At 69.5% G+C, this 25965-nt stretch carries 24 protein-coding genes, 1 tRNA gene and 2 pseudogenes; 16 read left to right on the top strand and 11 right to left on the bottom strand.

The features are described from left to right. Positions 1–280 precede the first annotated feature (280 nt). On the bottom strand, positions 281–484 hold the full coding sequence (locus ACIGFK_RS11755; RefSeq protein ID WP_376660042.1) for a cold-shock protein: 204 nt from the start codon (positions 482–484) through the stop codon (positions 281–283). Positions 485–1250: 766 nt separating this feature from the next. Between ACIGFK_RS11755 and ACIGFK_RS11750 the strand changes: the two genes are divergently transcribed. The 3 genes from ACIGFK_RS11750 to ACIGFK_RS11740 are packed head-to-tail and all read left to right on the top strand — an operon-like array spanning position 1251 to position 2079. Next, a complete protein-coding gene (locus ACIGFK_RS11750; protein WP_400051369.1) occupies positions 1251–1448 on the top strand; it encodes a helix-turn-helix domain-containing protein in 198 nt (65 codons plus the stop codon). Further along, positions 1415–1927, top strand: a complete 513-nt coding sequence (locus ACIGFK_RS11745) for a type IV toxin-antitoxin system AbiEi family antitoxin (protein ID WP_400051368.1) — start codon at positions 1415–1417, stop codon at positions 1925–1927. Before ACIGFK_RS11750 ends, ACIGFK_RS11745 begins: the two co-directional genes overlap by 34 nt. Positions 1928–1929: 2 nt before the next feature. Next, positions 1930–2079, top strand: coding sequence for a hypothetical protein (locus ACIGFK_RS11740; RefSeq protein ID WP_400051366.1), 150 nt, complete (start codon positions 1930–1932; stop codon positions 2077–2079). A 441-nt stretch (positions 2080–2520) separates the two neighbouring features. Here ACIGFK_RS11740 and ACIGFK_RS11735 read toward each other — a convergent pair whose 3' ends face one another. Then, complete coding sequence (locus ACIGFK_RS11735) at positions 2521–3582, bottom strand: amidohydrolase family protein (protein WP_386467957.1); 1062 nt, start codon at positions 3580–3582, stop codon at positions 2521–2523. Positions 3583–3674: 92 nt separating this feature from the next. Between ACIGFK_RS11735 and ACIGFK_RS11730 the strand changes: the two genes are divergently transcribed. Further along, entirely contained in the window at positions 3675–4409 is a 735-nt protein-coding gene (locus ACIGFK_RS11730; RefSeq protein WP_376660038.1) for a TetR/AcrR family transcriptional regulator, read from the top strand. Between the two features lie 49 nt (positions 4410–4458). Here ACIGFK_RS11730 and ACIGFK_RS11725 read toward each other — a convergent pair whose 3' ends face one another. Beyond that, positions 4459–4866 carry a RidA family protein gene (locus ACIGFK_RS11725; protein ID WP_376660037.1) on the bottom strand — a complete coding sequence of 136 codons (408 nt, stop codon included), beginning with the start codon at positions 4864–4866 and terminating at the stop codon, positions 4459–4461. 108 nt (positions 4867–4974) lie between these two features. Here ACIGFK_RS11725 and ACIGFK_RS11720 point away from each other — a divergent pair, with 108 nt between their 5' ends. Then, positions 4975–5355: a winged helix-turn-helix transcriptional regulator gene (locus ACIGFK_RS11720; RefSeq protein WP_386467959.1), complete on the top strand. Its 381-nt coding sequence runs from the start codon at positions 4975–4977 to the stop codon at positions 5353–5355. A gap of 136 nt (positions 5356–5491) precedes the next feature. Here ACIGFK_RS11720 and ACIGFK_RS11715 read toward each other — a convergent pair. Further along, a tRNA-Gly gene (locus ACIGFK_RS11715) sits at positions 5492–5565 on the bottom strand. Between the two features lie 461 nt (positions 5566–6026). Here ACIGFK_RS11715 and dcd point away from each other — a divergent pair. Together dcd and ACIGFK_RS11705 are read left to right on the top strand one after the other, a co-directional pair. After that, the gene (gene dcd / locus ACIGFK_RS11710) at positions 6027–6614 is read left to right on the top strand and encodes a dCTP deaminase (protein ID WP_376660035.1); all 588 of its coding nucleotides are present in this window, start codon (positions 6027–6029) and stop codon (positions 6612–6614) included. Then, a pseudogene (locus ACIGFK_RS11705) lies at positions 6611–7111 on the top strand (phosphoribosyltransferase). The gene dcd and the pseudogene ACIGFK_RS11705 overlap by 4 nt, the downstream one beginning before the upstream one ends. Before the next feature lie 87 nt (positions 7112–7198). Here ACIGFK_RS11705 and ACIGFK_RS11700 read toward each other — a convergent pair. After that, positions 7199–8107 (bottom strand): Yip1 family protein, encoded by a 909-nt coding sequence (locus ACIGFK_RS11700; protein ID WP_376660033.1) that lies wholly within the window; start codon positions 8105–8107, stop codon positions 7199–7201. Between the two features lie 235 nt (positions 8108–8342). Here ACIGFK_RS11700 and ACIGFK_RS11695 point away from each other — a divergent pair, with 235 nt between their 5' ends. After that, entirely contained in the window at positions 8343–9383 is a 1041-nt protein-coding gene (locus ACIGFK_RS11695; RefSeq protein WP_386467964.1) for a hypothetical protein, read from the top strand. A gap of 688 nt (positions 9384–10071) precedes the next feature. On the opposite strand, the pseudogene ACIGFK_RS11690 reads toward ACIGFK_RS11695, so the two are convergent. Then, positions 10072–12279: pseudogene (locus tag ACIGFK_RS11690) on the bottom strand ((Fe-S)-binding protein); the annotation flags it as partial. Positions 12280–12389: 110 nt separating this feature from the next. Further along, positions 12390–12920, bottom strand: a complete 531-nt coding sequence (locus tag ACIGFK_RS11685) for a sugar transferase (RefSeq protein ID WP_376660031.1) — start codon at positions 12918–12920, stop codon at positions 12390–12392. Between the two features lie 346 nt (positions 12921–13266). Between ACIGFK_RS11685 and dnaK the strand changes: the two genes are divergently transcribed. Genes dnaK through ACIGFK_RS11665 form a run of 4 tightly spaced genes read left to right on the top strand, consistent with a single transcriptional unit; the run spans position 13267 to position 17488 of the window. Continuing rightward, the gene (gene dnaK / locus ACIGFK_RS11680) at positions 13267–15114 is read left to right on the top strand and encodes a molecular chaperone DnaK (RefSeq protein WP_376660030.1); all 1848 of its coding nucleotides are present in this window, start codon (positions 13267–13269) and stop codon (positions 15112–15114) included. Next, positions 15114–15788 (top strand): nucleotide exchange factor GrpE, encoded by a 675-nt coding sequence (gene grpE, locus ACIGFK_RS11675; RefSeq protein ID WP_376660029.1) that lies wholly within the window; start codon positions 15114–15116, stop codon positions 15786–15788. Before dnaK ends, grpE begins: the two co-directional genes overlap by 1 nt. A 39-nt stretch (positions 15789–15827) precedes the next feature. Beyond that, positions 15828–17015 (top strand): molecular chaperone DnaJ, encoded by a 1188-nt coding sequence (dnaJ, locus tag ACIGFK_RS11670; protein WP_386464619.1) that lies wholly within the window; start codon positions 15828–15830, stop codon positions 17013–17015. 2 nt (positions 17016–17017) lie between these two features. Next, complete coding sequence (locus ACIGFK_RS11665; protein WP_376662523.1) at positions 17018–17488, top strand: heat shock protein transcriptional repressor HspR; 471 nt, start codon at positions 17018–17020, stop codon at positions 17486–17488. An 89-nt stretch (positions 17489–17577) separates the two neighbouring features. On the opposite strand, the gene ACIGFK_RS11660 is transcribed toward ACIGFK_RS11665, so the two are convergent. Continuing rightward, complete coding sequence (locus ACIGFK_RS11660; protein WP_376662504.1) at positions 17578–18618, bottom strand: helix-turn-helix transcriptional regulator; 1041 nt, start codon at positions 18616–18618, stop codon at positions 17578–17580. Between the two features lie 126 nt (positions 18619–18744). Here ACIGFK_RS11660 and ACIGFK_RS11655 point away from each other — a divergent pair, with 126 nt between their 5' ends. Further along, complete coding sequence (locus tag ACIGFK_RS11655; protein ID WP_376662503.1) at positions 18745–18960, top strand: hypothetical protein; 216 nt, start codon at positions 18745–18747, stop codon at positions 18958–18960. Then, positions 18960–19274, top strand: coding sequence for a hypothetical protein (locus tag ACIGFK_RS11650; RefSeq protein WP_030383724.1), 315 nt, complete (start codon positions 18960–18962; stop codon positions 19272–19274). The genes ACIGFK_RS11655 and ACIGFK_RS11650 overlap by 1 nt, the downstream gene beginning before the upstream one ends. A gap of 162 nt (positions 19275–19436) precedes the next feature. Here ACIGFK_RS11650 and ACIGFK_RS11645 read toward each other — a convergent pair whose 3' ends face one another. Then, the gene (locus ACIGFK_RS11645) at positions 19437–19850 is read right to left on the bottom strand and encodes a pyridoxamine 5'-phosphate oxidase family protein (protein WP_376662356.1); all 414 of its coding nucleotides are present in this window, start codon (positions 19848–19850) and stop codon (positions 19437–19439) included. Positions 19851–19976: 126 nt separating this feature from the next. On the opposite strand from ACIGFK_RS11645, the gene clpB reads away from it, so the two are divergent. Then, the gene (gene clpB / locus ACIGFK_RS11640) at positions 19977–22577 is read left to right on the top strand and encodes an ATP-dependent chaperone ClpB (RefSeq protein WP_376662355.1); all 2601 of its coding nucleotides are present in this window, start codon (positions 19977–19979) and stop codon (positions 22575–22577) included. A 163-nt stretch (positions 22578–22740) separates the two neighbouring features. Next, entirely contained in the window at positions 22741–23280 is a 540-nt protein-coding gene (locus ACIGFK_RS11635) for a YbjN domain-containing protein (RefSeq protein ID WP_376662354.1), read from the top strand. Here the strand turns inward: ACIGFK_RS11635 and ACIGFK_RS11630 are convergent. Further along, positions 23277–24470 carry a hypothetical protein gene (locus ACIGFK_RS11630; protein WP_386464612.1) on the bottom strand — a complete coding sequence of 398 codons (1194 nt, stop codon included), beginning with the start codon at positions 24468–24470 and terminating at the stop codon, positions 23277–23279. The genes ACIGFK_RS11635 and ACIGFK_RS11630 overlap by 4 nt on opposite strands. Positions 24471–24704: 234 nt before the next feature. Continuing rightward, complete coding sequence (locus ACIGFK_RS11625; protein WP_400051362.1) at positions 24705–25895, bottom strand: pyridoxal phosphate-dependent aminotransferase; 1191 nt, start codon at positions 25893–25895, stop codon at positions 24705–24707. Positions 25896–25965: the final 70 nt, after the last annotated feature.

Below are 25965 nucleotides of genomic sequence, written 5' to 3'. Positions count from 1 at the left end.
AAGGAATTTCCGCAGCAGAAACGCGGCGCGGGAAATCACAAGAACGGGCCGAATGGAATGCGAAAGCGACTCCGGCCTACCGGGATTCGGTACGGGCGCCTGCGCTGAGGTGGGATGGCGTCATTCCGACGCGAAACCTGGAAAACTTGAGGGGTGAAGCGCCGATCGGGGCGTGACCCTGAATGCTTCGTCGTGCAGTTGATGCCACTGCGGGAAATAAGTGCAGCTGGGGCCCGCACCCCGAGGGATGCGGGCCCCAGCTACGAAATGCGCGCCAGCGTCAGGCCGGAACGATGTTCTCGGCCGTCGGGCCCTTCTGGCCCTGCGCGATGTCGAAGGTGACCTTCTGGCCTTCCTGCAGTTCGCGGAAGCCCTGGGCGGCGATGTTCGAGAAGTGGGCGAAGACGTCGTCGCCGCCGCCGTCCTGCTCGATGAAGCCGAAGCCCTTTGCCGCGTTGAACCACTTCACGGTGCCAGATGCCATGTCATATCTCCCTTGGGGCAGTACACCGGCGTCCGCACTGTACGGACGCCGTGTCGCCGCGATGATGCCCCGCCGGAAAATGACCGGAAATATGAAGCGCTCGAGTTCGGTGAAGCCGACCGAGGCGCTTGAAGTTTTTGGGTACCAAAACTGCAACCGAGATCGACAGTAGCACGTCATGGCTGTCTGTGCTGCGTGAAATATCTCCATCGCTCGCGGTGCGGAGAAACTCTCCCTGCGGGGTCGGTTAAATTCTCCGACGGCGAGTGCAGATATTTATTCCCCCGAGTGCGGTGTTGTGGGAGCAAGGGCATCGCGTGGCCGACGATGGCGGCAGCCGCCTGCAATCCCGCGAGTTGGGCCACGCGGAGGGCGCGGAAGGGATCTGAGAGGTCTGGACAACGACGAAGGCCCAGGTCGCTGACCTGGGCCTTCGCATCTGAGCGGATGACGGGAATCGAACCCGCGCCATAAGCTTGGGAATCACCCGGCACTTGGGTGCCCATATGGTTGCTGACCTGCAGGAATGTCCTTGTGGGGAATCGCTCGAGAGGTCGCCTGGGAGCCTTGTTGACCGCTGTATACCGCCGCTACAGGCACGTTGTGGCACGAGCTGCGGGGTGGTCGGGGCGAGGGCGAAATACCTGCCGGCGAGTCCGCCGACTTGCCGGGACGAGGGCCCTTGCGTCGCTCGGTGGGTGGACCGCCAGGTAGGCGATTGCGCCTTGACTCCCGAGATCGTGAGGCTTGACGCAAGGAGGTGGCCATGGAACTGCTGTCGGTGAAGCAGGCTGCGGACCTGCTCGGGGTGGATGACTCCCGTGTCCGTCAGCTGCTGCATGACGGACAGCTTCAAGGGCACGCTCGCGGAGACCGCTGTCGCCCCGTAACGCGTGGGGCGTTCTCGCGCTGCTGGATGGCCGTCCGCCGGTGGGTCTGTCCGACGCCGAGAAGTCCAGGGTGAGAGCGCGGCTGCGGAACTTGCTTGCCCACGAGCGGTTGGCCCCGGCGGTGCTCCAGGAGCTCCTTGGCGCCCGGGCTGAGGTGCGCTCGTACCGCGTTCATTCAGGCGTGCTGCCGACGTTGCTCGCCGCTCCGGATGTGGTGAGGGGCGGAGTGAGCGCCGCAGCGCATGTGGGGGCGGACTACGTCGCTCTCGGGCGTGCAGAGATCTACGTGCATCCCGAGAAGGCGGCGGAGTTGGAAGCCGAGTTCGGGTTGGTCCGTGACGAGGAGCGGGGCAACGTCTTGCTTCGCATTCCCCCGGCGGAACTCTGGTCGTTCCTGACCCAGTCGCCTGCAACGGCTGGGCAGGGCCACGACGCTCCGGCCTCGGTGGTCGCGGCCGACTTGCTGGACCTCCACGAGGGTCGAGCCGACGCCGCGGCGTCCAGGTTGCTTGCGTCCCTCCTGACTCGTTACGCACAACCACGGAGGGTGTGATCATGGCGGCTGAGGAGCCCGGCGTGCGACTGGAGTCGGACGTGTTCACCGGCCCGCTGGTGGAGCTGTGGGGTGTGCTCTTCGACCTCTCGGAGCAGGTGCCGGATGACTGGTCGCTGGTCGGCGGCCAGATGGTGCTTCTGCACGGCTAGGAGCATGGCCGGACGTCACCGGCGGCGAGCGCCGACCTTGATGTCCTCGCCGATGTGCAGTCGGACCAGCGGAGCTTGCGCCGCTTGGTTGCGGCGCTGGAGCTGTTCGGATTCTCCCCGGCAGGAATGTCGCCGCAGGGAAACCTGCTGCACCGCTACCAGCGCGGTGTGGAGCCGCAGCGGTTGGTGGTGGATCTGCTGGCGCCCGATAACCTCGGCTCCCGTGCAGACCTCACAACGACGCCGCCCGGCCGCACGCTGGAGGTTCCAGGCGGCCGGCGTCGAGGTGGCATGCGAAGGGCACGCGGGCCCGGATGGGCTTGGGAATCAACGCCGCTCGGGCCGCCCATACGGCTTCTGACCTGCGGGTACGCCCCTTCGTCGGGCGTGTCGAAGGCCTCGAGGCCTCGGCTGCGGGGGCATCGTGATGGTAGGGCCTGGTCAGGCGTGTGACAGACCTGGCCGGGGTCGCCGGGTGTGGTCTGTGCCGCGGGACGTGAGGTGTTCCCAGTTGCGGTGCGCGATGTCGGCCTTCTGCTCGTCGGTGAAGGGGGCGTCCTCCAGGAAGGACCGGGCGACGCCGTGGCTGGTGTCCACGAAGGGGAAGCCGCCAGGGCGGAACCCGTAGGTGAAGGGGTAGTCGGTGGAGTACAGCATCCGTTCGGTCCCCACGACTTCGGCTGTCCAGCGGAGGTAGCGCGGGCTGACGGTGCCGCTGCCGGCGACCCAGAAGTTCTGCTTGAAGTAGTCGGCGAGCGGGCGGGCCAGGCCACCGGCGTCGGCGAAGAACCCGGTGTGGTCGAGGTAGAAGAGCACGACCTCTCCCCAATGGCCGGAAATCACCTGGAGATCGGGGTACCGGTCGAAGACACCGGAGAAGATCATCCGCAGGTACTGCACGCCCAGGTCGTAGTACCAGCCGATCGCAGGCCCTGCCAGCGCGGTCCCGATGGGGCCGATGTTGGAGTAGTAGGCGTCCATCACCGCCTGCACGGGCATCTGCGGATGGAAGTGGAGGGGGACCTGCAGCCGCTCAGCAGCGGCGTACAGCTCGTCGTACGCGGGGTTGTCGGCGAGCTTGGTTCCGGTGCGCCCGTAGAGCATGGCGCCGGGGAAGCCCAGCTCGGTGACCGCCCGCTCCAGCTCCGCGGCCGCGGCCGACGGCGACTGTGTCGGGATCGCCGCGAACGCCTGGAACCGGCCGGGGTTGCCGGCAACGATCTCAGCGAGCTGGTCGTTGGTGTCGCGGGCAACGGCGACCGCTTCCGAGTCGGGCAGGTTCTGCACGCCGGGGGACGAGATCGACAGCACCGCCACGTCGACTCCCTGGTCGTCCATGTGCGCGAGCCTCGTCTCCGCGGTGTCGCGCAGTCGCCGGGCGACGGGGCTGTCGCCGAATCCCAGGTTCGGCAGCTCCGGCACCCCGGAGCGCGACCACGCCTTCGTGATCGCGGGCACGACGACGTGCTCTTCCAGCGCAATGATCCGCAGTCGGTCGGACATGCGGTGCTCCTCCCTGACCTGATTCCAATGGAATCATGTAAGTGTTATCGGCGATAATATCGATGGTTCCGGGTGCGCGGTATCGTTGATACATGTCATCACGTACACAGAGCGGGAGCAGTGCTTCCGAAGCCACGGCCATCGGCCGCGCACAGGCCCGGCAGCTGGTGATCGAGGCCGCCGTCGGCCTGCTGACGCGCGGGGGACGCGAGGCGGTCACGACCCGTGCGGTCGCTGAAGCGGCGGGCCTGCAGCCGCCGGCCATCTACCGGCTGTTCGGTGACAAGGACGGGCTGCTCGATGCGGTGGCCGAGCACGGCTTCGCCGCGTTCCTCGCGACCAAGCGCGTCGACCCCGACCCGTTGGACCCCATCGAGGACCTGAGAGCCGGCTGGGACGTCGCGGTCGAGTTCGGACTGGCCAATCCCGCGCTGTACACGCTGATGTACAGCGAACCCACGAGGTCCGCCTCCGTCTCCTTCAAGGCCGGTATGGAGATCCTCATGGGCCGTATCCGGCGCCTCGCCATCGGCGGCTGGCTCCGTGTCGACGAGGAACTCGCGGCCCAGGTGGTTCATGCCACGGCCCGCGGCGCAGTACTCACCTGGCTGTCCCTGCCGGAACACCGGCGCAACCCAGCTCTGTTGACCACGCTGCGGGAGGCGATGGTCGTCACCGTAACCAACCGACAGCCGGTCGTGCAGGACCCGGGCCCGGGCGGCGCCGCCCGCGCCCTGCGCGCTGCACTGCCCGAACAGACGACCCTCAGCCGCGCGGAGCAGCATCTGCTGAGGGAGTGGCTGGACCGCCTCGCCGCCGACGGTTGAGGTGCCGACGCATGGGGACGGCTCGCCGCCCGGGATGCGGAGCGCCTGCTCAGCCGAGAACGGCGGTCGCCTCGATCTCGACCAGATGGTCGGGTACGTCCAGCGCCGCGACGCCCAGCAGCGAGGCCGGCGGCGCAGCGGTGGCGCCCAGCTTCGCGGCTGCTCGACCGATTCCGTCCATGAGTTGGGGCATCTTGTCGGGGGTCCAGTCGACGACGTAGACGGTCAGCTTCGCCACGTCGTCGAAGGAGCCGCCGACCCCGGCCAGCGCGGTGCCGATGTTGAGGTAGCACTGCTCCACCTGCGCGGCGAGGTCGCCTTCGCCGACCGTGGCACCGTCGGCGTCCCAGGCGACCTGCCCGGCGATGAAGACCAGCTTCGACCCGGTCGCGATCGACACCTGCCGGTAGGCGTCGATTTCCGGCAATCCCTCGGGGTTCACCAGGGTGATGGCCATGCTGCCTGCCTCCATTGCTCTGGGGTCGCTCTCTTGCAGTTACTCAGTGACCATAGGAGAGTGACCGCTGACGTGGAAGAACGCACTTTTCGGTGACTGGGGAACCAGATGGGAACCACACAGCTCAGCGGCTCGCCCGAGGACGCGGACCTCAGGCGGGCGGACTCTCTGGCGCGGGAGATCTTCTCGGACGTCGCCAACAAGTGGGCGCTCCTGATCATCGAGGCCCTGGGGCAGCGCACCCTGCGCTTCAGTGAGCTGCGGAACGAGGTCGAAGGCGTCAGCCACAAGATGCTCACCCAGAACCTGCGCATGCTGGAGCGCAACGGCCTGGTCGAGCGGACAGTGCACCCCGTTGTGCCGCCGCGGGTCGAGTACACCCTCACCGAGCCGGGCCAGGCCCTGCGGGTGACGATCGACGGACTCTGCGACTGGACGCACCGGTATCTCGGTCACATCGATGCCTCCCGCCACCGCTTCGACGCCTGACGCAGGGTGGCCGGGTGTGACGAACGGGCACCCAATCTGACGCAATGTGAAGGAAGTTATGGCACGCGAATCGCGTGCAGGCCTGATAGGTCTAGACAACAAACAAGCCCCAGGTCGCTGACCTGGGGCTTTGCCGTGGAGCGGATGACGGGAATCGAACCCGCGCTATAAGCTTGGGAAGCTCATGTTCTACCATTAAACTACATCCGCATGGTGGACCAGTTGCCTGGATCCTTACCGTTGCACACTCTACCTCATGATCGACCCCCGGTGCGTCCGCCGCGGGGTCGTTGTCGTGTGTGGGGTGCACCGAGGCGTGTGTGTGCGGGAGTTGGGGCGTACCGTATGGGTTCGGAGCGGCGGCTGGAGCCGGGTCCCGATCATCCCCTAATGTGGCGATTCGTCGCAGTACAGCTCGTTGGGGAAAGGGACTCGATGGAGCACACCGTCGTCCGTTGTGCCGAAGGGCACGTTTTCAGTACCGCCTCCTTCCCGCTGCAGCACCTCGGTGCCGGCCGGATCGGGCCCGGACGGCTGCTGCGGTGTCCGCGGTGTGCGCGGCTGCGGCAGGCCGTGCCCGTCAGTGGTGTGAAGCGGTAGCAGGAGGCAGGAGGCGCGCGGGGTACCGCTCTCGATTGGGGGTGGCCCGTGCGCCTGCGTATCCTCGGGACGTGCTTCTCTCTGACAAAGACATCCGGGCCGAGATCGACAGCGGACGGGTTCGCATCGACCCGTTCGAGGAGTCGATGATCCAGCCCTCCAGCATCGACGTGCGCCTCGACCGGTTCTTCCGGGTGTTCGAGAACCACCGCTACGCCCACATCGACCCCGCCATCGAGCAGGCCGACCTGACCCGCATGGTCGAGCCGGAGGGGGACGAGGCCTTCATCCTGCACCCGGGCGAGTTCGTCCTCGCCTCGACGTACGAGGTCATCTCGCTCCCGGACGACATCGCCTCCAGACTGGAGGGGAAGTCCAGCCTCGGCCGCCTCGGCCTGGTGACGCATTCGACCGCCGGGTTCATCGACCCCGGGTTCTCGGGCCACGTGACCCTGGAGCTGTCGAACCTCGCCACGCTGCCGATCAAGCTCTGGCCCGGCATGAAGATCGGGCAGCTGTGCATGTTCCGCCTCAGCTCGCCCGCGGAGTTCCCGTACGGCAGCGACCGCTACGGGTCCCGGTACCAGGGGCAGCGCGGGCCGACCGCCTCGCGCTCCTTCCAGAACTTCCACCGTACCCAGGTGAGGCACGAGGCATGAGTGACGTAGTACGCGAGAACCTCTCCTACGAGGGCTTCGGGAACGCCGTCCGCGAGCTGGCGCAGACCATCGCCGAGGACGGCTAAGAGCCCGACATCATCCTGAGCATCGCCCGGGGCGGGGTGTTCGTCGCGGGCGGGCTGGCGTACGCGCTCGACTGCAAGAACATCCACCTCGTGAACGTGGAGTTCTACACGGGCGTCGGGACCACGCTGGAGATGCCGGTCATGCTGGCCCCCGTGCCCGAGGCGATCGACTTCACGAACAAGAAGGTGCTGATCGCCGACGACGTCGCCGACACCGGCAAGACGCTGAAGCTGGTCCACGACTTCTGCCTCGGCCACGTCGCCGAGGTGCGCTCCGCCGTCATCTACGAGAAGTCGCACTCCCTGGTGCAGTGCGAGTACGTCTGGAAGCGCACCGACGACTGGATCGAGTTCCCGTGGTCGGTCCTGCCGCCCGTCGTGAAGCGTGAGGGACAGGTGCTGGACGCCTAGTCCCGGCCCGAGGGCGAATGCGGAGGGCCCGCCGTGCGGAGGATCGCGCGGCGGGCCCTTTCTGCGTGCGGGAGGCGTGCGGCGGGGCTACAGCGTGCCCAGCTTGATGATCGACAGCAGGGCGATCAGCTGGATCGCGGACGCGCCCAGCGCCTTCGGCCACGGCAGGTCGTGCGACTTGCTGATCAGCGAGGTGAAGAGCGCGCCGGCCGCCACCCACGTGGCCCAGCCCAGGATCTGGACCAGGCCGTTGTCCCCGCCCAGGAACACCGCGAAGAGCAGGCGCGGGGCATCGGTCAGCGACATGACCAGCATCGACAGGCCCACGGTCGGCTGCCAGGACCCGTCGCCGCCCAGCTGGCGGGCCAGCGTGTGCGTGACCGCGCCCAGGAGCAGGCCGCAGATGACGAAGGCGGCACCGGCGGACAGGACGATCGGGACGGCCTTCGACAGGGTCGCGTTGATCACGTCCTTGCGGGCGTCGTCGAGCCCGAAGACCGCGAGGAGGCCGTACAGGAAGGTCACGATCAGCGCCGGACCCCAGACGGCGTGGTCGCGCATCTGGAGGAAGGTCTGCCCGGGCCGGACCACGATGCCGCGGAGCAGCTCCTTCCAGGGCAGCCGCGGGCCGGACGGAGCCGCCGCGGCCGCACCGGCCTGGTAGGTCGCGCCCTGGCCGTACGGGTCCTCGCCGAAGGCGAAGACCTGGGTGTGCCCCGGGTTGTCGTTGGTGTATCCCGGTCCCGGCGCTCCGTGGCCGTACGGGGGCTGCTGCGCGTGCTGCTGTCCGTACGGGTCGAAGTACTCGGGCTCGCCGTGCCCGCCGGCACCGCCCGGCTGCGGCCACTGCTGCTGCGGGGGCGGGGAGCCGGCGGGAGGGTAGGGCTGCTGGCCGTACGGCGGCTGCGGTTGCTGCTGTCCGTACGGCTGCTGCTGCGGGGGTTGTTGGGGCGGGCGGTTGTTGTCCCGGCCGCGTCCGATCCTGAATCCAGCCACGTGATCGAACGTACCTGGTCCTGCGGGGCCCGGTGACCGGGCGGCGGAAAGATGCACCCTTTGCGGCTGAGCTGTGACATCCCTTAGGGGAACCCCGAGCTGTCCGGTTTACGCGTTTGCGTCGCGTTCTGTGGCCCTTCGTTACGTTGCCGATGGAATACGCACATATCGGGTCCGTAGCTTCGTGAGTGTCGCCGAATGAACGCACGAACGAGAACGAGAAGAGCCGACCGCCATGCGCAGCACCCGCCGTACCGCCCTCCGTACCGCCGCCGTCGTCACCGGCGCGGCCGCCGTCCTGGCCCTCCCGGTCGGATCCGCCTTCGCGGACTCACCGGCCGTCCCGGAGCCGCAGGTGCTGCCCGGCATCGAGCAGCCGTCGGTGGAGCCGCCGGTGGACCCGCCGGTGGAGCCGCAGATCCAGCCGCCGGTGGACCCGTCGGCGAAGCCGTCCGAGAAGCCCGTCGAGAAGCCGGTCGAGAAGCCGAAGCAGAGCGTGCGGGCGTACGTCACGACCGTGAAGCTGGCGGACGGTTCGATCGCCAAGGTCTACAAGATCTCGGACCACCACTTCGAGGCGGACATCTTCTCCGGCGGCACGAAGCTGGACACGTTGGTCAGCAAGAACGGGGCCGCGACGTACGGCCGGAACAACGGCCTGCACGTGGTGCTCCAGCCGAACGGCACCGTGACCTCGTGGGTCGAGGGCGGCGAGAAGCCGAAGCCGGAGCCGGAGACCAAGCCGGAGCCCATCAAGGAGAGCTCGGTCCGGCTGACGATGCCGGACGGGCGGATCGCCAAGCTGGTCGACGGCCCGAAGGGCAAGCGCGTCGACATCTCCATGCCGAACGGGAACGCCCTCGGCACGATCGACCTGAAGCACCCGAGCGTGCTGAACGACGGCTGGACGTACAAGCTCGTCCAGGACGGCAGGCGCGTGAAGTTCGTCGTCATCGACGGCAAGGGCGGCGGGAACAGCTGGGTGTACGACTTCAACGGCCGGCTGATCGAGAAGTACACGGTGGAAGCGAAGAGGGACGCCGGGAGGGACGTCAAGAAGGACGTCAAGAAGGACGTCAAGAAGGACGCCGTGAACGACGTCGCCAAGCCGGCCGTCGAGAGGGTCGTCCCGAAGGGCGGAGTGAAGGCCGGTGCGGAAGGGGTCACGACGACGCCGGACTCCGACACCCCGCTGCTGCTCGCCGCGGGCGGCGGCATGGCCGCGGTCGGCGCGGCGGGCCTGGGCTTCGCGATGCTCCGCCGCAACCGAGCCTGACACCACCCCTCGCGGGGGGCCGAGCCGTGACTCCTGGCGGGGCGCCGAGCCGTGACCCCTGGCGGGGCAGGGCCGCAGCCCTGGCGGTGCCGGGCCCCCGGCGGGCCGGGACCCGTGGTGGGGGCCGTCCTTGCTTGTGGGGCCGGGGACCTTTGGCCGGGCCTGGCCGGGGTGGACGGTGGGGGCGGACATGCGGAACGGCCGGTCCCCGGGTGGGGGACCGGCCGTTCCGGTGTTGTGCAGGTGGGCCCTGGATCAGGACCTACTTGGCGTCGTCCGCCTGAGCCGCCTCGGGCTTCGCCTCGGCCGTAACCGGCTCGGCCTCGTCCTTGGCGTCGTCCTTCGGCTCGTCCTTCGCCTCAGGCTCGGCCCCGGCCTCGGCCGTGGGGGCTTCGGTCTCCGCCTCGGCGGCGGCCTCGACCTCGCCTTCCGGCTCGGCCCCGGCTTCCGGCTCGGCCCCGGCCTTGGCGTCGGATTCCGCCTTGGCGGCGGCCTCGGCCTCCGCCTCCGCCTCGGCCTCCGCCTTGGCCTTCGCTTCGGCCTCTGCCTTGGCCTTGGCTTCCGCCTCCGCCTTGGCCTTCGCCTCGGCTTCCGCCTTGGCGGCGGCCTCCGCGGCGGCTTCGGCTTCGGCCTCCGCGGCAGCGGCAGCAGCGGCTTCGGCTTCCGCCAGTTCGGCCTCCGTCGGGCCCGGGGCCTTCACCGACTCCAGCAGGAGCTGGGCCACGTCCACGACCTGGACGGACTCCTTGGCCTGGCCCTCGTTCTTCTTGCCGTTGACCGAGTCCGTCAGCATGACCAGGCAGAACGGGCACGCCGTAGAGACGATGTCGGGGTTGAGGGACAGCGCCTCGTCCACGCGCTCGTTGTTGATGCGCTTGCCGATCCGCTCTTCCATCCACATCCGCGCGCCACCGGCGCCACAGCAGAAGCCCCGCTCCTTGTGGCGGTGCATCTCCTGCTGCCGCAGGCCCGGCACGGCCGACATGATCTCGCGCGGCGGCGTGTAGACCTTGTTGTGGCGGCCCAGGTAGCACGGGTCGTGGTACGTGATCAGCCCGTCGACCGGCGTCACCGGCGTCAGCCGGCCCTCGTCGATCAGGTGCTGCAGCAGCTGCGTGTGGTGGATGACCTCGTACTCGCCGCCCAGCTGCGGGTACTCGTTCGCGATGGTGTTGAAGCAGTGCGGGCAGGTCGAGACGATCCGCTTCGCCGACTTCGGCTTCTTCGTCTCCGGGTCGTCGTCGTCCTCGCCGAACGCCATGTTCAGCATGGCCACGTTCTCCTGGCCCAGCTGCTGGAACAGCGGCTCGTTGCCCAGGCGGCGCGGGGAGTCACCGGTGCACTTCTCGTCGCCGCCCATGATCGCGAACTTGACGCCCGCGATGTTCAGCAGCTCCGCGAAGGCCTTCGTGGTCTTCTTGGCCCGGTCCTCGAGGGCGCCGGCGCAGCCGACCCAGTACAGGTAGTCGAACTCGGAGAGGTCCTCCGCGTCCTTGCCGATGATCGGGACCTCGAAGTCGACCTCCTTCGTCCACTCGACGCGCTGCTTCTTGGCCAGGCCCCAGGGGTTGCCCTTCTTCTCCAGGTTCTTGAGCATCGTGCCCGCCTCGGACGGGAACGCGCTCTCGATCATCACCTGGTAGCGGCGCATGTCGACGATGTGGTCGATGTGCTCGATGTCGACCGGGCACTGCTCCACGCACGCACCGCAGGTGGTGCAGGACCACAGCACGTCCGGGTCGATGACGCCGTTCTCCTCGGCGGTGCCGATCAGCGGGCGCTCGGCCTCGGCCAGCGCGGCCGCCGGGACGTCCTTCAGCTGCTCGGCCGAAGCCTTCTCCTCGCCCTCCATCGTCTTGCCGCCGCCGGCCAGCAGGTACGGGGCCTTGGCGTGCGCGTGGTCGCGCAGCGACATGATCAGGAGCTTGGGGGAGAGGGGCTTGCCGGTGTTCCAGGCGGGGCACTGCGACTGGCAGCGGCCGCACTCGGTGCACGTGGAGAAGTCGAGGATGCCCTTCCAGGAGAACTGCTCGACCTGCGAGACGCCGAAGACGTCGTCCTCGCCCGGGTCCTCGAAGTCGATCTCCTTGCCGCCGCTGGTCATCGGCTGGAGCGCGCCGAGCGCGGTCGCGCCGTCGGCGTTGCGCTTGAACCAGATGTTCGGGAAGCCGAGGAAGCGGTGCCAGGCGACACCCATGTTGGTGTTGAGCGAGACGACGATCATCCAGATCAGCGAGACGCCGATCTTGATCATCGCGGTGAAGTAGATGGCGTTCTGCAGGGCGCTGGTCGAGAGGCCGTCGAAGGCCATCACCAGCGGGTACGAGGCGAAGTAGGCCGGCTCGTACGAGTCCACGTGGTGGATCGCGCCCTCGAGGCCGCGCAGGGTGAGGATCGCGAGGCCGATGGTGAGGATGACGTACTCGACGAAGTACGCCTGCCAGGCCTTCGAGCCCGCGAAGCGCGACTTGCGGCCCGCCCGCGAGGGCAGGCTGAGCAGCCGGATCGCCATCAGGACGACGATGCCGAGGATCGTCATGATCCCGATGAACTCGATGTAGAGCTCGAACGGCAGGAAGCCGCCGATGATCGGCAGGGTCCAGTCGGCCTGGAAGAGCTGCCCGTACGCCTGGATCAGGGTCGGCGGCAGGGTCAGGAAGCCGATCGCGACGAACCAGTGCGCGAAGCCGACGATGCCCCAGCGGTTCATGCGGCTGTGGCCGAGGAACTCGCGGACAAGGGTGAGGCTTCGGGCCTTCGGATCGTCCGTGCGACTGCCGGCCGGCACGGGCTGGCCGATCCGGACGAACCGGTAGATCTGCGCCACGGCTCGGGTGATCAGCGCGACGCCGACCACGGTCAGGACCAGCGACACGATGATCGCGGCGAGTTGCATGGGCGGGCTCCTCGGGCGGCACTTACTAAGCGGTAACTTATGAAGTCAAGGCTTGAGGTTACCCATTCCCGACGCCGCAATGTAGCCGAGCGTGCGGTGATCTGTGTCGCTCAGGCGAGCCTTTGCCGCAAGGCCGCCCGCGGGGTCTGCGCAAGGATCGCCAGGTCCATCCCGAGCCAGTGGTTCTCCACATAATGCCGGTCGAGCAGAGCCATCTCCTCCCAGGGGAGGTCGGAGCGCGCGCTGACCTGCCACAACCCGGTCATTCCGGGGCGAACGAGCAGCCGGTCGGCGCGGTCGGTACGGGATTCCGGGCGCGGGCCGACCAGGGACATCTCCCCGCGGAGCACGTTGAGCAGCTGGGGCAGCGCGTCGAGCGCGCAGCGCTCCACCGCGGCTCCGGTGCGGCCCGCCGGGGCCGTGCGGAACCTCCACGTCCGGAAGGGCCGCCCGGAGAGGCCCGCCACGGGCTCCCGTACGAAGACCCGCCCGCCCTGGGTCACGAACAGCAGCCCGGCGGCCAGCGCGAGCGGTACGGCGCACAGGAGCAGCAGGGCGGCCGCCCCCAGCAGGTCGAGCACCCGCTTCGCCGAGGGCCTGGCCGGCCGTGGCCCTGGCCGGGCGATGAGGGACGTTGCCATGCCAGCACCGTGCCGTACGCCTCCCGGCGGGGGTGGGTGCCGCGCGGCCGGGTGACCCGTTCGGCGGCGGCGCCGCGGCCGGGGCTCCGCCCCGGACCCCGCGCCTCAAACGCCGGCGGGGCTGGAATCGCCTCGCGCCTCAAGCGGGCAGCGGGCTGGGCTTGCCCCGCGTCTCAAGCGCAAGCGGTAGCGGGGCTGGAGTTGCCCCCGCGGTGGCGCGGGAAGGGCAGGGTTGCGCGTAAGGGCGACCTAAAGGTTGAGTCGACTCGGCTCAGCTCTGTTGACGTGCGCGCCGCGATGCGTCATGGTTGAGTCTGTTCCACTCAAGTCAGCTGGAGGAATCAAAATGGCACGTGCGGTCGGCATCGACCTGGGCACCACTAACTCCGTCGTCAGCGTTCTGGAAGGCGGCGAGCCCACCGTCATCACCAACGCCGAGGGCGCCAGGACCACGCCGTCCGTCGTCGCCTTCGCCAAGAACGGCGAGGTCCTCGTCGGCGAGGTGGCCAAGCGCCAGGCGGTCACGAACGTGGACCGGACCATCCGCTCCGTCAAGCGCCACATGGGCACTGACTGGAAGATCAACCTGGATGGCAAGGACTTCAACCCGCAGCAGATGAGCGCCTTCATCCTGCAGAAGCTGAAGCGCGACGCCGAGGCCTACCTGGGTGAGAAGGTCACGGACGCGGTCATCACCGTCCCGGCCTACTTCAACGACTCCGAGCGTCAGGCGACGAAGGAGGCCGGCGAGATCGCGGGCCTGAACGTCCTGCGCATCGTCAACGAGCCGACGGCCGCCGCCCTGGCCTACGGTCTCGACAAGGACGACCAGACCATTCTCGTCTTCGACCTCGGTGGCGGCACCTTCGACGTGTCGCTCCTGGAGATCGGCGACGGCGTCGTCGAGGTCAAGGCCACCAACGGTGACAACCACCTCGGTGGCGACGACTGGGACCAGCGCGTCGTCGACTACCTGGTGAAGCAGTTCGCCAACGGCCACGGCGTCGACCTGTCCAAGGACAAGATGGCGCTCCAGCGTCTGCGCGAGGCCGCCGAGAAGGCGAAGATCGAGCTGTCGTCCTCCACCGAGACGACCATCAACCTGCCGTACATCACGGCCTCCGCCGAGGGCCCGCTGCACCTGGACGAGAAGCTCACGCGCTCCCAGTTCCAGCAGCTGACCGCGGACCTGCTCGACCGCTGCAAGACCCCGTTCCACAACGTCATCAAGGACGCGGGCATCAACCTGTCCGAGATCGACCACGTGGTCCTGGTCGGCGGCTCCACCCGCATGCCGGCCGTCGCCGAGCTCGTCAAGGAGCTCACCGGCGGTCAGGACGCCAACAAGGGCGTCAACCCGGACGAGGTCGTCGCCATCGGCGCCACCCTCCAGGCCGGTGTCCTCAAGGGTGAGGTCAAGGACGTCCTGCTCCTCGACGTGACCCCGCTGTCCCTCGGCATCGAGACCAAGGGCGGCATCATGACCAAGCTCATCGAGCGCAACACCACGATCCCGACCAAGCGGTCCGAGATCTTCACGACGGCCGAGGACAACCAGCCGTCGGTGCAGATCCAGGTCTACCAGGGCGAGCGCGAGATCGCGGCGTACAACAAGAAGCTCGGCATGTTCGAGCTGACCGGCCTGCCGCCGGCCCCGCGTGGCGTCCCGCAGATCGAGGTCTCCTTCGACATCGACGCGAACGGCATCATGCACGTGACCGCGAAGGACCTCGGCACGGGCAAGGAGCAGAAGATGACCGTCACCGGCGGCTCTTCGCTCGGCAAGGACGAGGTCGACCGCATGCGCCAGGAGGCGGAGCAGTACGCGGACGAGGACCTCCGCCGCAAGGAGGCGGCCGAGTCCCGCAACCAGGGCGAGCAGCTCGTCTACCAGACGGAGAAGTTCGTCAAGGACAACGAGGACAAGGTCCCGGCCGAGGTCAAGGCCGAGGTCGAGGCCGCGGTCACCGAGCTGAAGGACAAGCTCAAGGGCGAGGACACCGCCGAGATCCGCACCGCGACCGAGAAGCTCGCCGCGGTCAGCCAGAAGCTGGGCCAGGCGATCTACGCCGACGCGCAGGCCGCCCAGGGCGCCGCCGGTGCCGCCGGTGACGCGGGCCAGGCCAAGGCCGACGACGACGTCGTCGACGCCGAGATCGTCGACGACGAGAAGCCGAAGGGCGGCGCTGCCTGATGTCGGAGGAGACCCCGGGCTTCGAGGAGAAGCCCGAAGTCCCCGCCGACGGCAAGCCCGAGGAGCCGAAGGCCGCCGGGTCCGCCGAGTCCGCCAAGGACGCAGAGGCCCCGGCCGGGGACGACAGCACCGCACAGGCCGCAGGCCAGGACGTAGCGCTGCTGGCGCAGCTGGACCAGGCCCGTACCGCGCTCAGCGAGCGCACCGCGGACCTCCAGCGGCTCCAGGCGGAGTACCAGAACTACCGCCGCCGGGTGGAGCGGGACCGGATCACCGTCAAGGAGATCGCGGTCGCGTCCCTCCTGACGGAGCTGCTCCCGACCCTGGACGACATCGGCCGGGCGCGGGAGCATGGCGAGCTGGTCGGCGGCTTCAAGTCGGTGGCCGAATCGCTGGAGACGGTCGCCGCCAAGATGGGCCTGCAGCAGTTCGGCAAGGAGGGCGAGCCCTTCGACCCGACGGTCCACGAGGCCCTGATGCACTCGTATGCGCCGGACGTCACCGAGACGACCTGCGTGGCGATCCTTCAGCCGGGGTACCGGATCGGCGAGCGTACGATCCGCCCCGCACGGGTCGCGGTGGCCGAGCCCCAGCCGGGCGCGGCTCCCAAGTCCGAGTCGTCGGAAGGCGACGCGTCGTCCGACAAGGACGCGGATGCAGCCGACAACGGCTGAGGTTGAACACGTAGGGGCACGAGAGGAGGGACACCGGGGATGAGCACGAAGGACTTCGTCGAGAAGGACTACTACAAGGTCCTCGGTGTCCCGAAGGACGCCACCGAGGCCGAGATCAAGAAGGCGTACCGGAAGCTCGCCCGCGAGTTCCACCCGGACGCCAACAAGGGCGACGCCTCGGCCGAGGAGCGCTTCAAGGAGATCTCCGAGGCGAACGACGTCCTCGGCGACCCTAAGAAGCGCAAGGAGTACGACGAGGCCCGCGCGCTGTTCGGGAACGGCGGCTTCCGCCCCGGTCCCGGCGCGGGCGGCGGCTCGTTCAACTTCGACCTGGGCGACCTCTTCGGCGGCACCCAGCCGGGTGGCGCCGGCGCCGGCGGTTTCGGCGGCGGCCTGGGCGACGTCTTCGGCGGCCTGTTCGGCGGCCGCGGCGCCGGTCCGGGTGCGGGCACCCGCACCCAGCCGCGCCGCGGCCAGGACATCGAGTCGGAGGTCACCCTCTCCTTCACGGAGGCGGTGGACGGGGCCACGGTCCCGCTCCGGATGTCCTCCCAGGCGCCCTGCAAGGCCTGTTCGGGCACCGGCGACAAGAACGGCACGCCCCGCGTGTGCCCGACCTGCGTCGGTACCGGCCAGGTCTCGCGGGGCAGCGGCGGCGGCTTCTCGCTGACCGACCCCTGCGCCGACTGCAAGGGCCGCGGCCTGATCGCGGAGAACCCCTGCGAGGTCTGCAAGGGCAGCGGCCGGGCCCGTTCCTCGCGCACCATGCAGGTCCGGATTCCGGCGGGCGTCTCCGACGGCCAGCGGATCCGGCTGCGCGGCAAGGGCGCCCCGGGCGAGCGCGGCGGTCCCGCCGGTGACCTCTACGTCGTCGTGCACGTCGACTCCCACCCGGTGTTCGGCCGCCGGGACGACAACCTGACGGTGACCGTCCCGGTGACCTTCGCCGAGGCGGCGCTGGGCGCCGAGATCAAGGTGCCGACCCTGAACGGCCCCGCGGTGACGCTGAAACTGCCGCCGGGCACCCCGGGCGGCCGCACGATGCGGGCCCGCGGCAAGGGTGCGGTCCGCAAGGACGGCACCCGCGGCGACCTGCTGGTCACCGTGGAGGTCGCGGTCCCCGCACAGCTGTCGGACAAGGCCCGTGAGGCGCTGGAGATGTACCGCGAGGCGACGGAGTCCGAGGACCCGCGCTCCGCGCTGTTCGAGTCCGCGAAGGGAGCATGACCATGGACGGCCGCCGACGACAGTCCTCCCGCCTCGGCGGGGGCTACCAGCTCACCGACGAGACCCCGGTCTACGTGATTTCGGTGGCCGCCCAGCTCTCGGGCCTGCATCCGCAGACCCTCCGCCAGTACGACCGCCTCGGCCTGGTCTCCCCGGACCGTACGGCCGGGCGCGGCCGGCGGTATTCGGCCAGGGACATCGAGCTGCTCCGCACGGTGCAGGCGCTGTCCCAGGACGAGGGCATCAACCTGGCGGGCATCAAGCGGATCATCGAGCTGGAGAACCAGGTCGCCGCGCTCCAGCAGCGCGTGGCCGAGCTCGCCGCGGCGGTCGACGGTGCAGCGGCCACCCTCCGGGCCCGCGAGGCCCAGGTGCACGCCTCCTACCGGCGCGACCTGGTCCCGTACCAGCCCCCGCAGCCGGGCAACGCCCTGGTGGTGTGGCGGCCGGCGCCGAAGCGGCCGATGGACTGAGTGCATCCCGCGCACACGCGTACGGGAAGGGCCCCTGGCCGGACATCCGTCCGGCCAGGGGCCCTTCACGTGCTCCGTGTACGGCCCGTTCAGGCCTCCGGGCCGCCGGGCTTCGACGGGTCCCCGGGGCGCCCCAGGATGCCGGACTGGGCGATGAGGAAGCCGAGTTGGGCGCGGCTGCCGCTGCCCAGGGCGGTGGCGAGCTTGGCGATGTGCGCGCGGCAGGTGCGTACGTTCATCCCCAGGCGGCGCGCGATGGCCTCGTCCACGTGTCCCTCGACGAGGAGCTGGGCGATGGAGCGCTGCACGCCGGAGATGCCGTCCGGGGCGTGCGTGTACGTCACTTCTTCGGTCAACGGGACCGCTCGGCGCCACAGTTGCTCGAAGACCTTGATGAGGTAGTCGACCAGCCCGGGGTGCCGCAGCTCCAGCGCCACCGTCCGGTCGTCGCTGGCGGGGATGAAGGCCACCGTGCGGTCGAAGATCATGAGTCGCTCGATGAGTTCTTCGAGCGTGCGGATCTCCACCTTCCCCGTGGAGATCCGGTCCACGTAGGCGAGGGTGCCCTGGCTGTGCCGTACCGTGTGCTGGTAGAGCGTCCGGATGCTCACCCCGCGGTCGATCAGCGGCGCGGCGCGCTCCAGGGCCTCGGTGAGGACGAAGCTGGGCCGGGCGCCGCCCGGTTGGACGGTCAGGGCCTCGGTGTGGCACTCCGCGGTGGCCAGGTCGAGGGCGGCGTTGATCTGGTCGAAGCCCTCCAGCACGGTGATGGCGTGGGTGGTCGCGGGGGTCTGGGCGCTGATGGTCAGGAACGGCTCGAATGCATCGGCGAGATCTACGGCGCTTCGACGGCGGTCCCTGATCTCGCGTTCGAGCGGATGCAGGCGCTGCGCGAGCGCGACGGACGGTGGAACCGCCCGGAGTTGGTTCGCGTCATCCGGGTCGGGTCGCAGAAGGGCGAATTCGAGCAGGCAGGGGGCGTTCTCCACCTCGCCGCGGGCCACGCGGCCGGTGCTCAGCGCCGCCGCGTAGAGCCGGGCTCCCTCGGGGCACATGGCCGTGACCGGGTGGGGATGTGTCGGGTTTGTGTCGCTCTTGGGCAAATCTCCACCCCCCAGGGTCCTGAACATGTAAGAACATGATGCATCGTCCCTGTGGCACTGACGTGCCTGAATGAGCCATCGTCAGTCACGCGGGGGAGAGGATTCCATCAAGTGAGGACGAAGCCGACCATGTATAAGAGAATGCTTCGCTCGGTGCTTGCCGTTGTTTTCTCCGTCGTCGCGGTCTACGGGGCAGTCGTCGCCTTCAACGGGGACGCGGGAAGCGTTCAGGCCGCAACTGTCACCGGTGCATCCGCCGAGCCGACAGGTAAGACCGATCTGGGCTGGAACACGGCTCCTGCCGATCTCGGCTGGAACACCGCTCCCGCCGACCTCGGCTGGAACACCGCACCGGCGAAGGTCTCCTGATGACCCCCGACGACCGCGGGTTCCGCCGCGAAATGGCCTCTGCCTACCGCTCCGGCTGGCAGTTCATCGACCTCGCCACGGCCATCCCCCACCCTGGCGATTCGTTGATGGTCACGCTCTTCGGACAGCCGATCGTCGTCGTGCGCGAGGAGGACGAGGACGTACGTGCCTACAGGTGCCTGCGCCGTCCGCGCGGCGCGCCGCAGCCCGTCCGCTGCGAGGTGCGCTACGGAATGGTCTTCGTCAATCTCGATCAGCGCGACCACCAGCTCTTCGAACCCGATATCACCACCGCCACCCCCCGCAGTGCCTGAAGCGATTCCCCCGTCGTTGCAGATCGCTCAGGTGCTACCCCCACACAACGGCGCCATCGTGGACCTGACCACGATGGCGCCGTTGTGATGTCCGCGTCCAGTGGTTGAACGGGACAATGTGTGCGGGCCGGTTTCCGGCCCGCACCCCGCCGGTTCCGCCGCTCAGGCCCGGCCCATCGCCCGCTCCAGGGTGATCTCCAGGACCACCCGGTCGGGATTGGGCGAGGGGGTGCGCCCGTACCGCTGCGCGTAGCGCGCCACCGCCTCGGCGACCGAGGCCTCGTCGGTACGGATCACCGCGCGCCCCTCGAGGGTGGCCCAGCGGCGCCCCTCCATCTGGCAGACCGCGACCCGGGCCCCGCCCGGCACGGCCGCCTGGGCCGCCAGGACGTTGCGGACCTTCTTGCTGTGCTTGTTGCTGATGACCCGGGCCAGGCCGGCCTCCGGGTCGTACGTCACGCCCACCGGGACCACGTGCGGGGAGCCGTCGGGTCGCGGGGTGGTCAGCGTGCAGACGTGCCGCTCCCGCCAGAAGGCGAGGTACTCGGGCGTCGGGTTGAGTACGTCATGGGACATGGCCCGAAGGGTACGGGCAGCGCGTCCCCCGAACGCCCTTGAGTGGAATAGACTCAACTTTGCATACGTTGCTCCTGTCAGAATTGTTCGTGTAACCGTGTAGCCCTCCGGAGAGGAGAAGACGCAGTGGACGCCGAGCTGACCAACAAGAGCAGGGACGCCCTGAACGCGGCCACCAGCAGGGCCGTCAAGGACGGCCACGCCGACCTGACCCCCGCACACCTGTTGCTGGCACTGCTCGCCGGCGAGGACAACGAGAACGTCATCGACCTGCTCGTCGCCGCCGAGGCCGACCAGGCGGCCGTCCGCAGCGGCGCCGAACGGCTGCTCGCCGCCCTGCCCAGCGTCACCGGCTCCACCGTCGCGCCCCCGCAGCCCAGCCGCGACCTGCTCGCCGTCCTCGCCGAGGCCGACGCCGAGGCGGGCAGGCTCGGCGACGAGTACCTCTCCACCGAACACCTGCTCATCGCCATCGCCGCCAAGGGCGGCGCGGCCGGTGAGGTCCTTTCCACCCAGGGCGCGACGGCGAAGAAGCTGCTGGACGCCTTCCAGAACGCACGAGGAGCACGGCGGGTGACCACCCCCGACCCGGAGGGCCAGTACAAGGCCCTGGAGAAGTTCGGCACCGACTTCACGGCCGCCGCCCGCGAGGGCAAGCTCGACCCCGTCATCGGCCGTGACCACGAGATCCGCCGCGTCGTGCAGGTGCTCTCGCGCCGCACCAAGAACAACCCGGTGCTCATCGGCGAGCCCGGCGTCGGCAAGACGGCCGTCGTCGAGGGTCTGGCCCAGCGCATCGTCAAGGGCGACGTCCCCGAGTCCCTCAAGAACAAGCGCCTCGTCTCCCTGGACCTCGGCGCGATGGTCGCCGGTGCCAAGTACCGCGGCGAGTTCGAGGAGCGCCTCAAGACCGTCCTCGCCGAGATCAAGTCGAGCGAAGGCCAGATCATCACCTTCATCGACGAGCTGCACACCGTCGTCGGCGCGGGCGCCGGAGGCGACTCCGCCATGGACGCGGGCAACATGCTCAAGCCCATGCTGGCCCGCGGCGAGCTCCGCATGGTCGGCGCGACCACCCTCGACGAGTACCGCGAGCGCATCGAGAAGGACCCGGCGCTGGAGCGGCGCTTCCAGCAGGTACTGGTCGCCGAGCCGTCCGTCGAGGACACGATCGCCATCCTGCGCGGGCTCAAGGGCCGCTACGAGGCCCACCACAAGGTGGTCATCAACGACAGCGCACTGGTCGCCGCCGCGACCCTCTCCGACCGGTACATCACCTCCCGCTTCCTCCCCGACAAGGCCATCGACCTCGTCGACGAGGCCGCGTCCCGGCTGCGCATGGAGATCGACTCCTCGCCCGTGGAGATCGACGAGCTCCAGCGCTCGGTCGACCGGCTGCGCATGGAGGAGCTGGCGCTGAACAACGAGTCCGACCCGGCCTCCCGCGAACGCCTCGACAAGCTCCGCAAGGACCTCGCCGACAAGGAGGAGGAGCTGCGCGGCCTGACCGCCCGCTGGGAGAAGGAGAAGCAGTCCCTCAACCGGGTCGGCGAGCTGAAGGAGCGCCTGGACGAGCTGCGCGGCCAGGCCGAGCGCGCCCAGCGCGACGGCGACTTCGACTCCGCCTCCAAGCTGCTCTACGGGGAGATCCCCGCCCTGGAGCGCGAGCTCGCCGAGGCCACCGAGGCCGAGGAGGAGGCCTCCAAGGCCGGTCCGGCCAAGGACAGCATGGTCAAGGACGAGGTCGGCCCTGACGACATCGCCGACGTGGTCGGCGCCTGGACCGGCATCCCGGCGGGCCGCCTCCTCGAAGGGGAGACCCAGAAGCTGCTCCGCATGGAGGAGGAGCTGGGCCGCCGCCTGATCGGCCAGACCGAGGCCGTGCGGGCCGTCTCCGACGCCGTGCGCCGCACCCGGGCCGGCATCGCCGACCCGGACCGGCCGACCGGCTCCTTCCTCTTCCTCGGCCCCACGGGCGTCGGCAAGACGGAGCTGGCCAAGGCGCTCGCGGACTTCCTCTTCGACGACGAGCGGGCCATGGTCCGCATCGACATGTCGGAGTACGGCGAGAAGCACAGCGTGGCCCGCCTCGTCGGCGCCCCTCCCGGGTACGTCGGCTACGAGGAGGGCGGCCAGCTGACCGAGGCCGTGCGCAGGCGCCCGTACTCCGTCGTCCTCCTGGACGAGGTGGAGAAGGCCCACCCCGAGGTCTTCGACGTCCTGCTCCAGGTCCTCGACGACGGCCGCCTCACGGACGGCCAGGGCCGCACCGTGGACTTCCGCAACGCCATCCTGATCCTCACCTCGAACCTGGGCAGCCAGTTCCTGATGAATCCGGCCACACCTGCGGACGAGAAGAAGAAGCAGGTCCTGGACGTGGTCAGGGCCAGTTTCAAGCCGGAGTTCCTCAACCGCCTCGACGACCTCGTGGTCTTCTCCGCCCTCGGCGAGGAGGAGCTGGCCCACATCGCCGAGCTCCAGATCGGCCGCCTCGCCAAGCGGCTGGCCGACCGCCGGCTGACCCTGGACGTCACCCCCGGGGCCCTGGCCTGGCTGGCGGACAAGGGCAACGACCCGGCGTACGGCGCCCGGCCCCTGCGCCGCCTGATCCAGACCGCGATCGGCGACCGGCTGGCGAAGGAGATCCTGGCCGGCGAGGTCCGCGACGGCGACACCGTGCGCGTGGACGTGGCGGGAGAGGACCTGCTGGTCGGCAAGGCCCTGTGATCCGTGGGCCCCTCCGGGCCGCCGTGACCAGGAGTGATCCGGACATGTTCACCCTTACGGCGGCCCGGTCCTGTCCGCCCTGCGCGGATCGTGCGTGCGGGGCTGGACATGGGGTGGGACGGATGGGGGAGGATGCAGGTATCCGCACGAAGGGAAGAACACGGTGAGCATCGACCCGGCCTCGATTCCGAATTTCGGAGGGCAGCAGCCCGAACCGCAGGCCTCAGGACCGGCGGGCCCCGTCGTCCCCGACCAGGATCTGGTCAAGCAGCTGCTGGAGCAGATGGAGCTCAAGTACGTCGTCGACGACGAGGGTGACCTCGCGGCGCCGTGGGAGGACTTCCGCACGTACTTCATGTTCCGCGGCGAGGACGAGCAGCAGGTCTTCTCGGTGCGGACCTTCTACGACCGTCCGCACAAGATCGACGAGAAGCCGCAGCTTCTCGAGTCGATCGACGACTGGAACCGCCGCACCCTGTGGCCCAAGGTCTACAGCCACACGCACGACGACGGCTCGGTCCGTCTGATCGGTGAGGCGCAGATGCTGATCGGCACCGGCGTCAACCTGGAGCACTTCGTGTCCTCCACGGTCAGCTGGGTCCGCGCCTCCATCGAGTTCGACAAGTGGCTCGTCGAGCAGCTCGGCCTCGAGAAGGAGATCGACTCCTCCGAGGACGACGGCGAAGGCGACGACAACAACTAGAGCGGCACGCGGGCGATCAGCAGCAGGTACAGCCCGTAGCCGTAGCCGAGCCCGGCCAGCACCGCGGTCACCACGATCGCGGTGCGCGGCCGGGCTCGCGCCATGACGGCGGCCATCGGCAGGAGCAGCGGGAACGCCGGCAGCAGGAACCGCGGCTTCGACTCGAAGTAGCCGGCCCCGCCGAAGGCGATGAGCAGCAGTATCCCGGTGTACGCGAGCAGCGGCAGCGGGGTGCGGTCCAGTACGAGGAGCATCGCGAGCAGCCCGGCCGCGGCCAGCAGCACCACCGTCACGGTGGTCGCCAGCGGCACGTGCCCGCCGGTCAGCACCTGCTCCGCCGAGCGCAGCGCCCCGACGCCGAAGTCGAACCTCGACCCCCAGTGCCGCTGCACGGCGAAGTAGCCGCCGAGGGGATCGCCGACGCGCACCCCGACGGCCAGGACGTACGCGGCCCAGCCCGCCGGCGCCAGCAGCCCGGCCGCCCACACCTCGGGCGCGCGGGACTTCCGTACGGCGATCTCGTGCAGCGCCGTCACGGAGACGGCGGCGGCGACCGCCAGCCCCGTGGGCCGGGTCAGCCCGGCGAGCACGGCGAGGCCCGCGGCCCACATCCAGCGGCCGCGCAGCAGGGCGTACAGGGCCCAGGCGGCGAGCGCGGCCAGCAGGGACTCGGTGTAGGCCAGCGACAGCACCACGGCGTGCGGCAGGGCGGCCCAGAGCCCCACCAGCAGCAGCCCGGCCCGGGGCCCGATGACCCGCTCGCCGATCTTGTACACCCCGACGGCGGCCGCGGCGGCCGACACCCAGGCGATGAGGATTCCGGCGGGGACGAGCCCGCCGGGCAGCACGGAGCCGAGGAGCCGCATCAGCGTCGGGTAGAGCGGGAAGAAGGCGAAGTCGCTCTGGATCAGCCCGGTGCCGGTGCCGTGGGGGCTCGGCCACATCTGGGTCCGCCCGTAGCCGTTGGCGGCGATCTTCAGGTACCAGACGGAGTCCCAGGAGGATCCGAGCACCTTCAGCGGAGACCGCCCGGCCCACCAGGACCCGATGGCGAGGACCAGCACCCCGGCCCCGCGGACGGCGGCGAAGAGGGCGAGTGCGATGAGGCTCGTCGGCGCGGCCGACCGTACGACCTTGAGCGCGCGGATCTCCAGGGGCGACGAGGTCACCGTCGCTCTGCCCGTTGCCATGTCTCCCGGCTTTCGGCTCGTGGTTGTTCCGCTCACGCCGTCGTGAGTGGCTTCGGGCACGTTCGGACCGCCAGCTTCACACCGGCCTCAGCCACCCCGCAAGCACGCACGGATGCGCCCTAGTGCTGTGACCGCGTTCGGACCGCGCAAGTACGTCCAGTACGAGACGTGGCCCTCCGCCTTGCGATGCACCGCACCGGACACCGCGACCGGCAAACCTTTCCGGCCACAGCACTAGAGGCCGCCCAGTCGGGAAACCGCCTCCTGGAGCACCTCGGTCCGCTTGCAGAAGGCCCAGCGCACCTGGGTGGCCCCGGCGGCTTCGTCGTCGTAGAACACCTGGTTGGGGATGGCGACGACCCCGCAGCGCTCGGGCAGGGCGCGGCAGAAGGCGAGGCCGTCCTTCTCGCCGAGCGGCGTGATGTCGGTGGTGATGAAGTACGTGCCCTGCGGCCGGAAGACCTCGAAGCCGGCCGCCGCCAGGCCCTCGGAGAGCAGGTCGCGCTTGGCGGCCAGGTCGGCGCGGAAGCCCTCGTAGTAGGAGTCGGGGAGGGCGAGGGCCTCGGCGATCGCGTACTGGAAGGGGCCCGAGGAGACGTAGGTGAGGAACTGCTTCGCCGAGCGGACCGCCGTGACCAGCTCCGGGGGCGCGGTGACCCAGCCGACCTTCCAGCCGGTGAAGGAGAAGGTCTTCCCGGCCGAGGAGATGGTGACCGTGCGCTCGCGCATGCCCGGCAGGCCGGCCAGCGGGGTGTGGGCGCCGTCGAAGACCAGGTGCTCGTACACCTCGTCCGTGACGACGAGGAGGTCGCGCTCCACGGCGAGGCCGGCGACCGCGGCCAGCTCCTCGCCGGTCAGGACGGTGCCCGTCGGGTTGTGCGGGGTGTTGAGCAGCAGCAGGCGGGTGCGCGGGGTGACGGCGGCGCGCAGCTCGTCGAGGTCGAGGGCGAAGGCTCCGCCGTGCGGGCGCAGGGTGACGGGGACGCGGACCGCGCCCGCCATCGCGATGCAGGCCGCGTACGAGTCGTAGTACGGCTCGAGGGCGATGACCTCGTCACCCGGTTCCAGCAGGGCCAGGAGGGTGGCGGCGATGGCCTCGGTGGCCCCCGCGGTGACCAGCACCTCGGTGTCGGGGTCGTAGGACAGGCCGTAGAAGCGCTGCTGGTGGGCGGCGATCGCGGTGCGCAGCTCGGGGACCCCGGGGCCGGGCGGGTACTGGTTGCCGAGACCCGTGAGGACCGCGCGGGAGGCCGCCTCGGCGATGGCCGCGGGGCCATCGGTGTCGGGGAAGCCCTGGCCCAGGTTGATCGAACCGGTGCGGGCGGCCAGCGCCGACATCTCCGCGAAGATCGTCGTGCCGAAGGCCGCGAGGCGGCGGTTCAGGAAGGGGCGGTCGCTGCTCAGGGGTGCGCTCATGGGCGCCATCCTGGGGGCAACCTCTGGACTTGCTCAAGTGTGCTTTGGGCCGCGTGGCCCGGGGGCATCCCCCCTGCAC

The sequence above is a fragment of the Streptomyces sp. NPDC085524 genome (assembly GCF_044541755.1).
GTDB lineage: Bacteria > Actinomycetota > Actinomycetes > Streptomycetales > Streptomycetaceae > Streptomyces.
The sequence above is the reverse complement of the archived record's forward strand: the minus strand, read 5'-3'. Positions and strand labels throughout refer to the sequence as shown.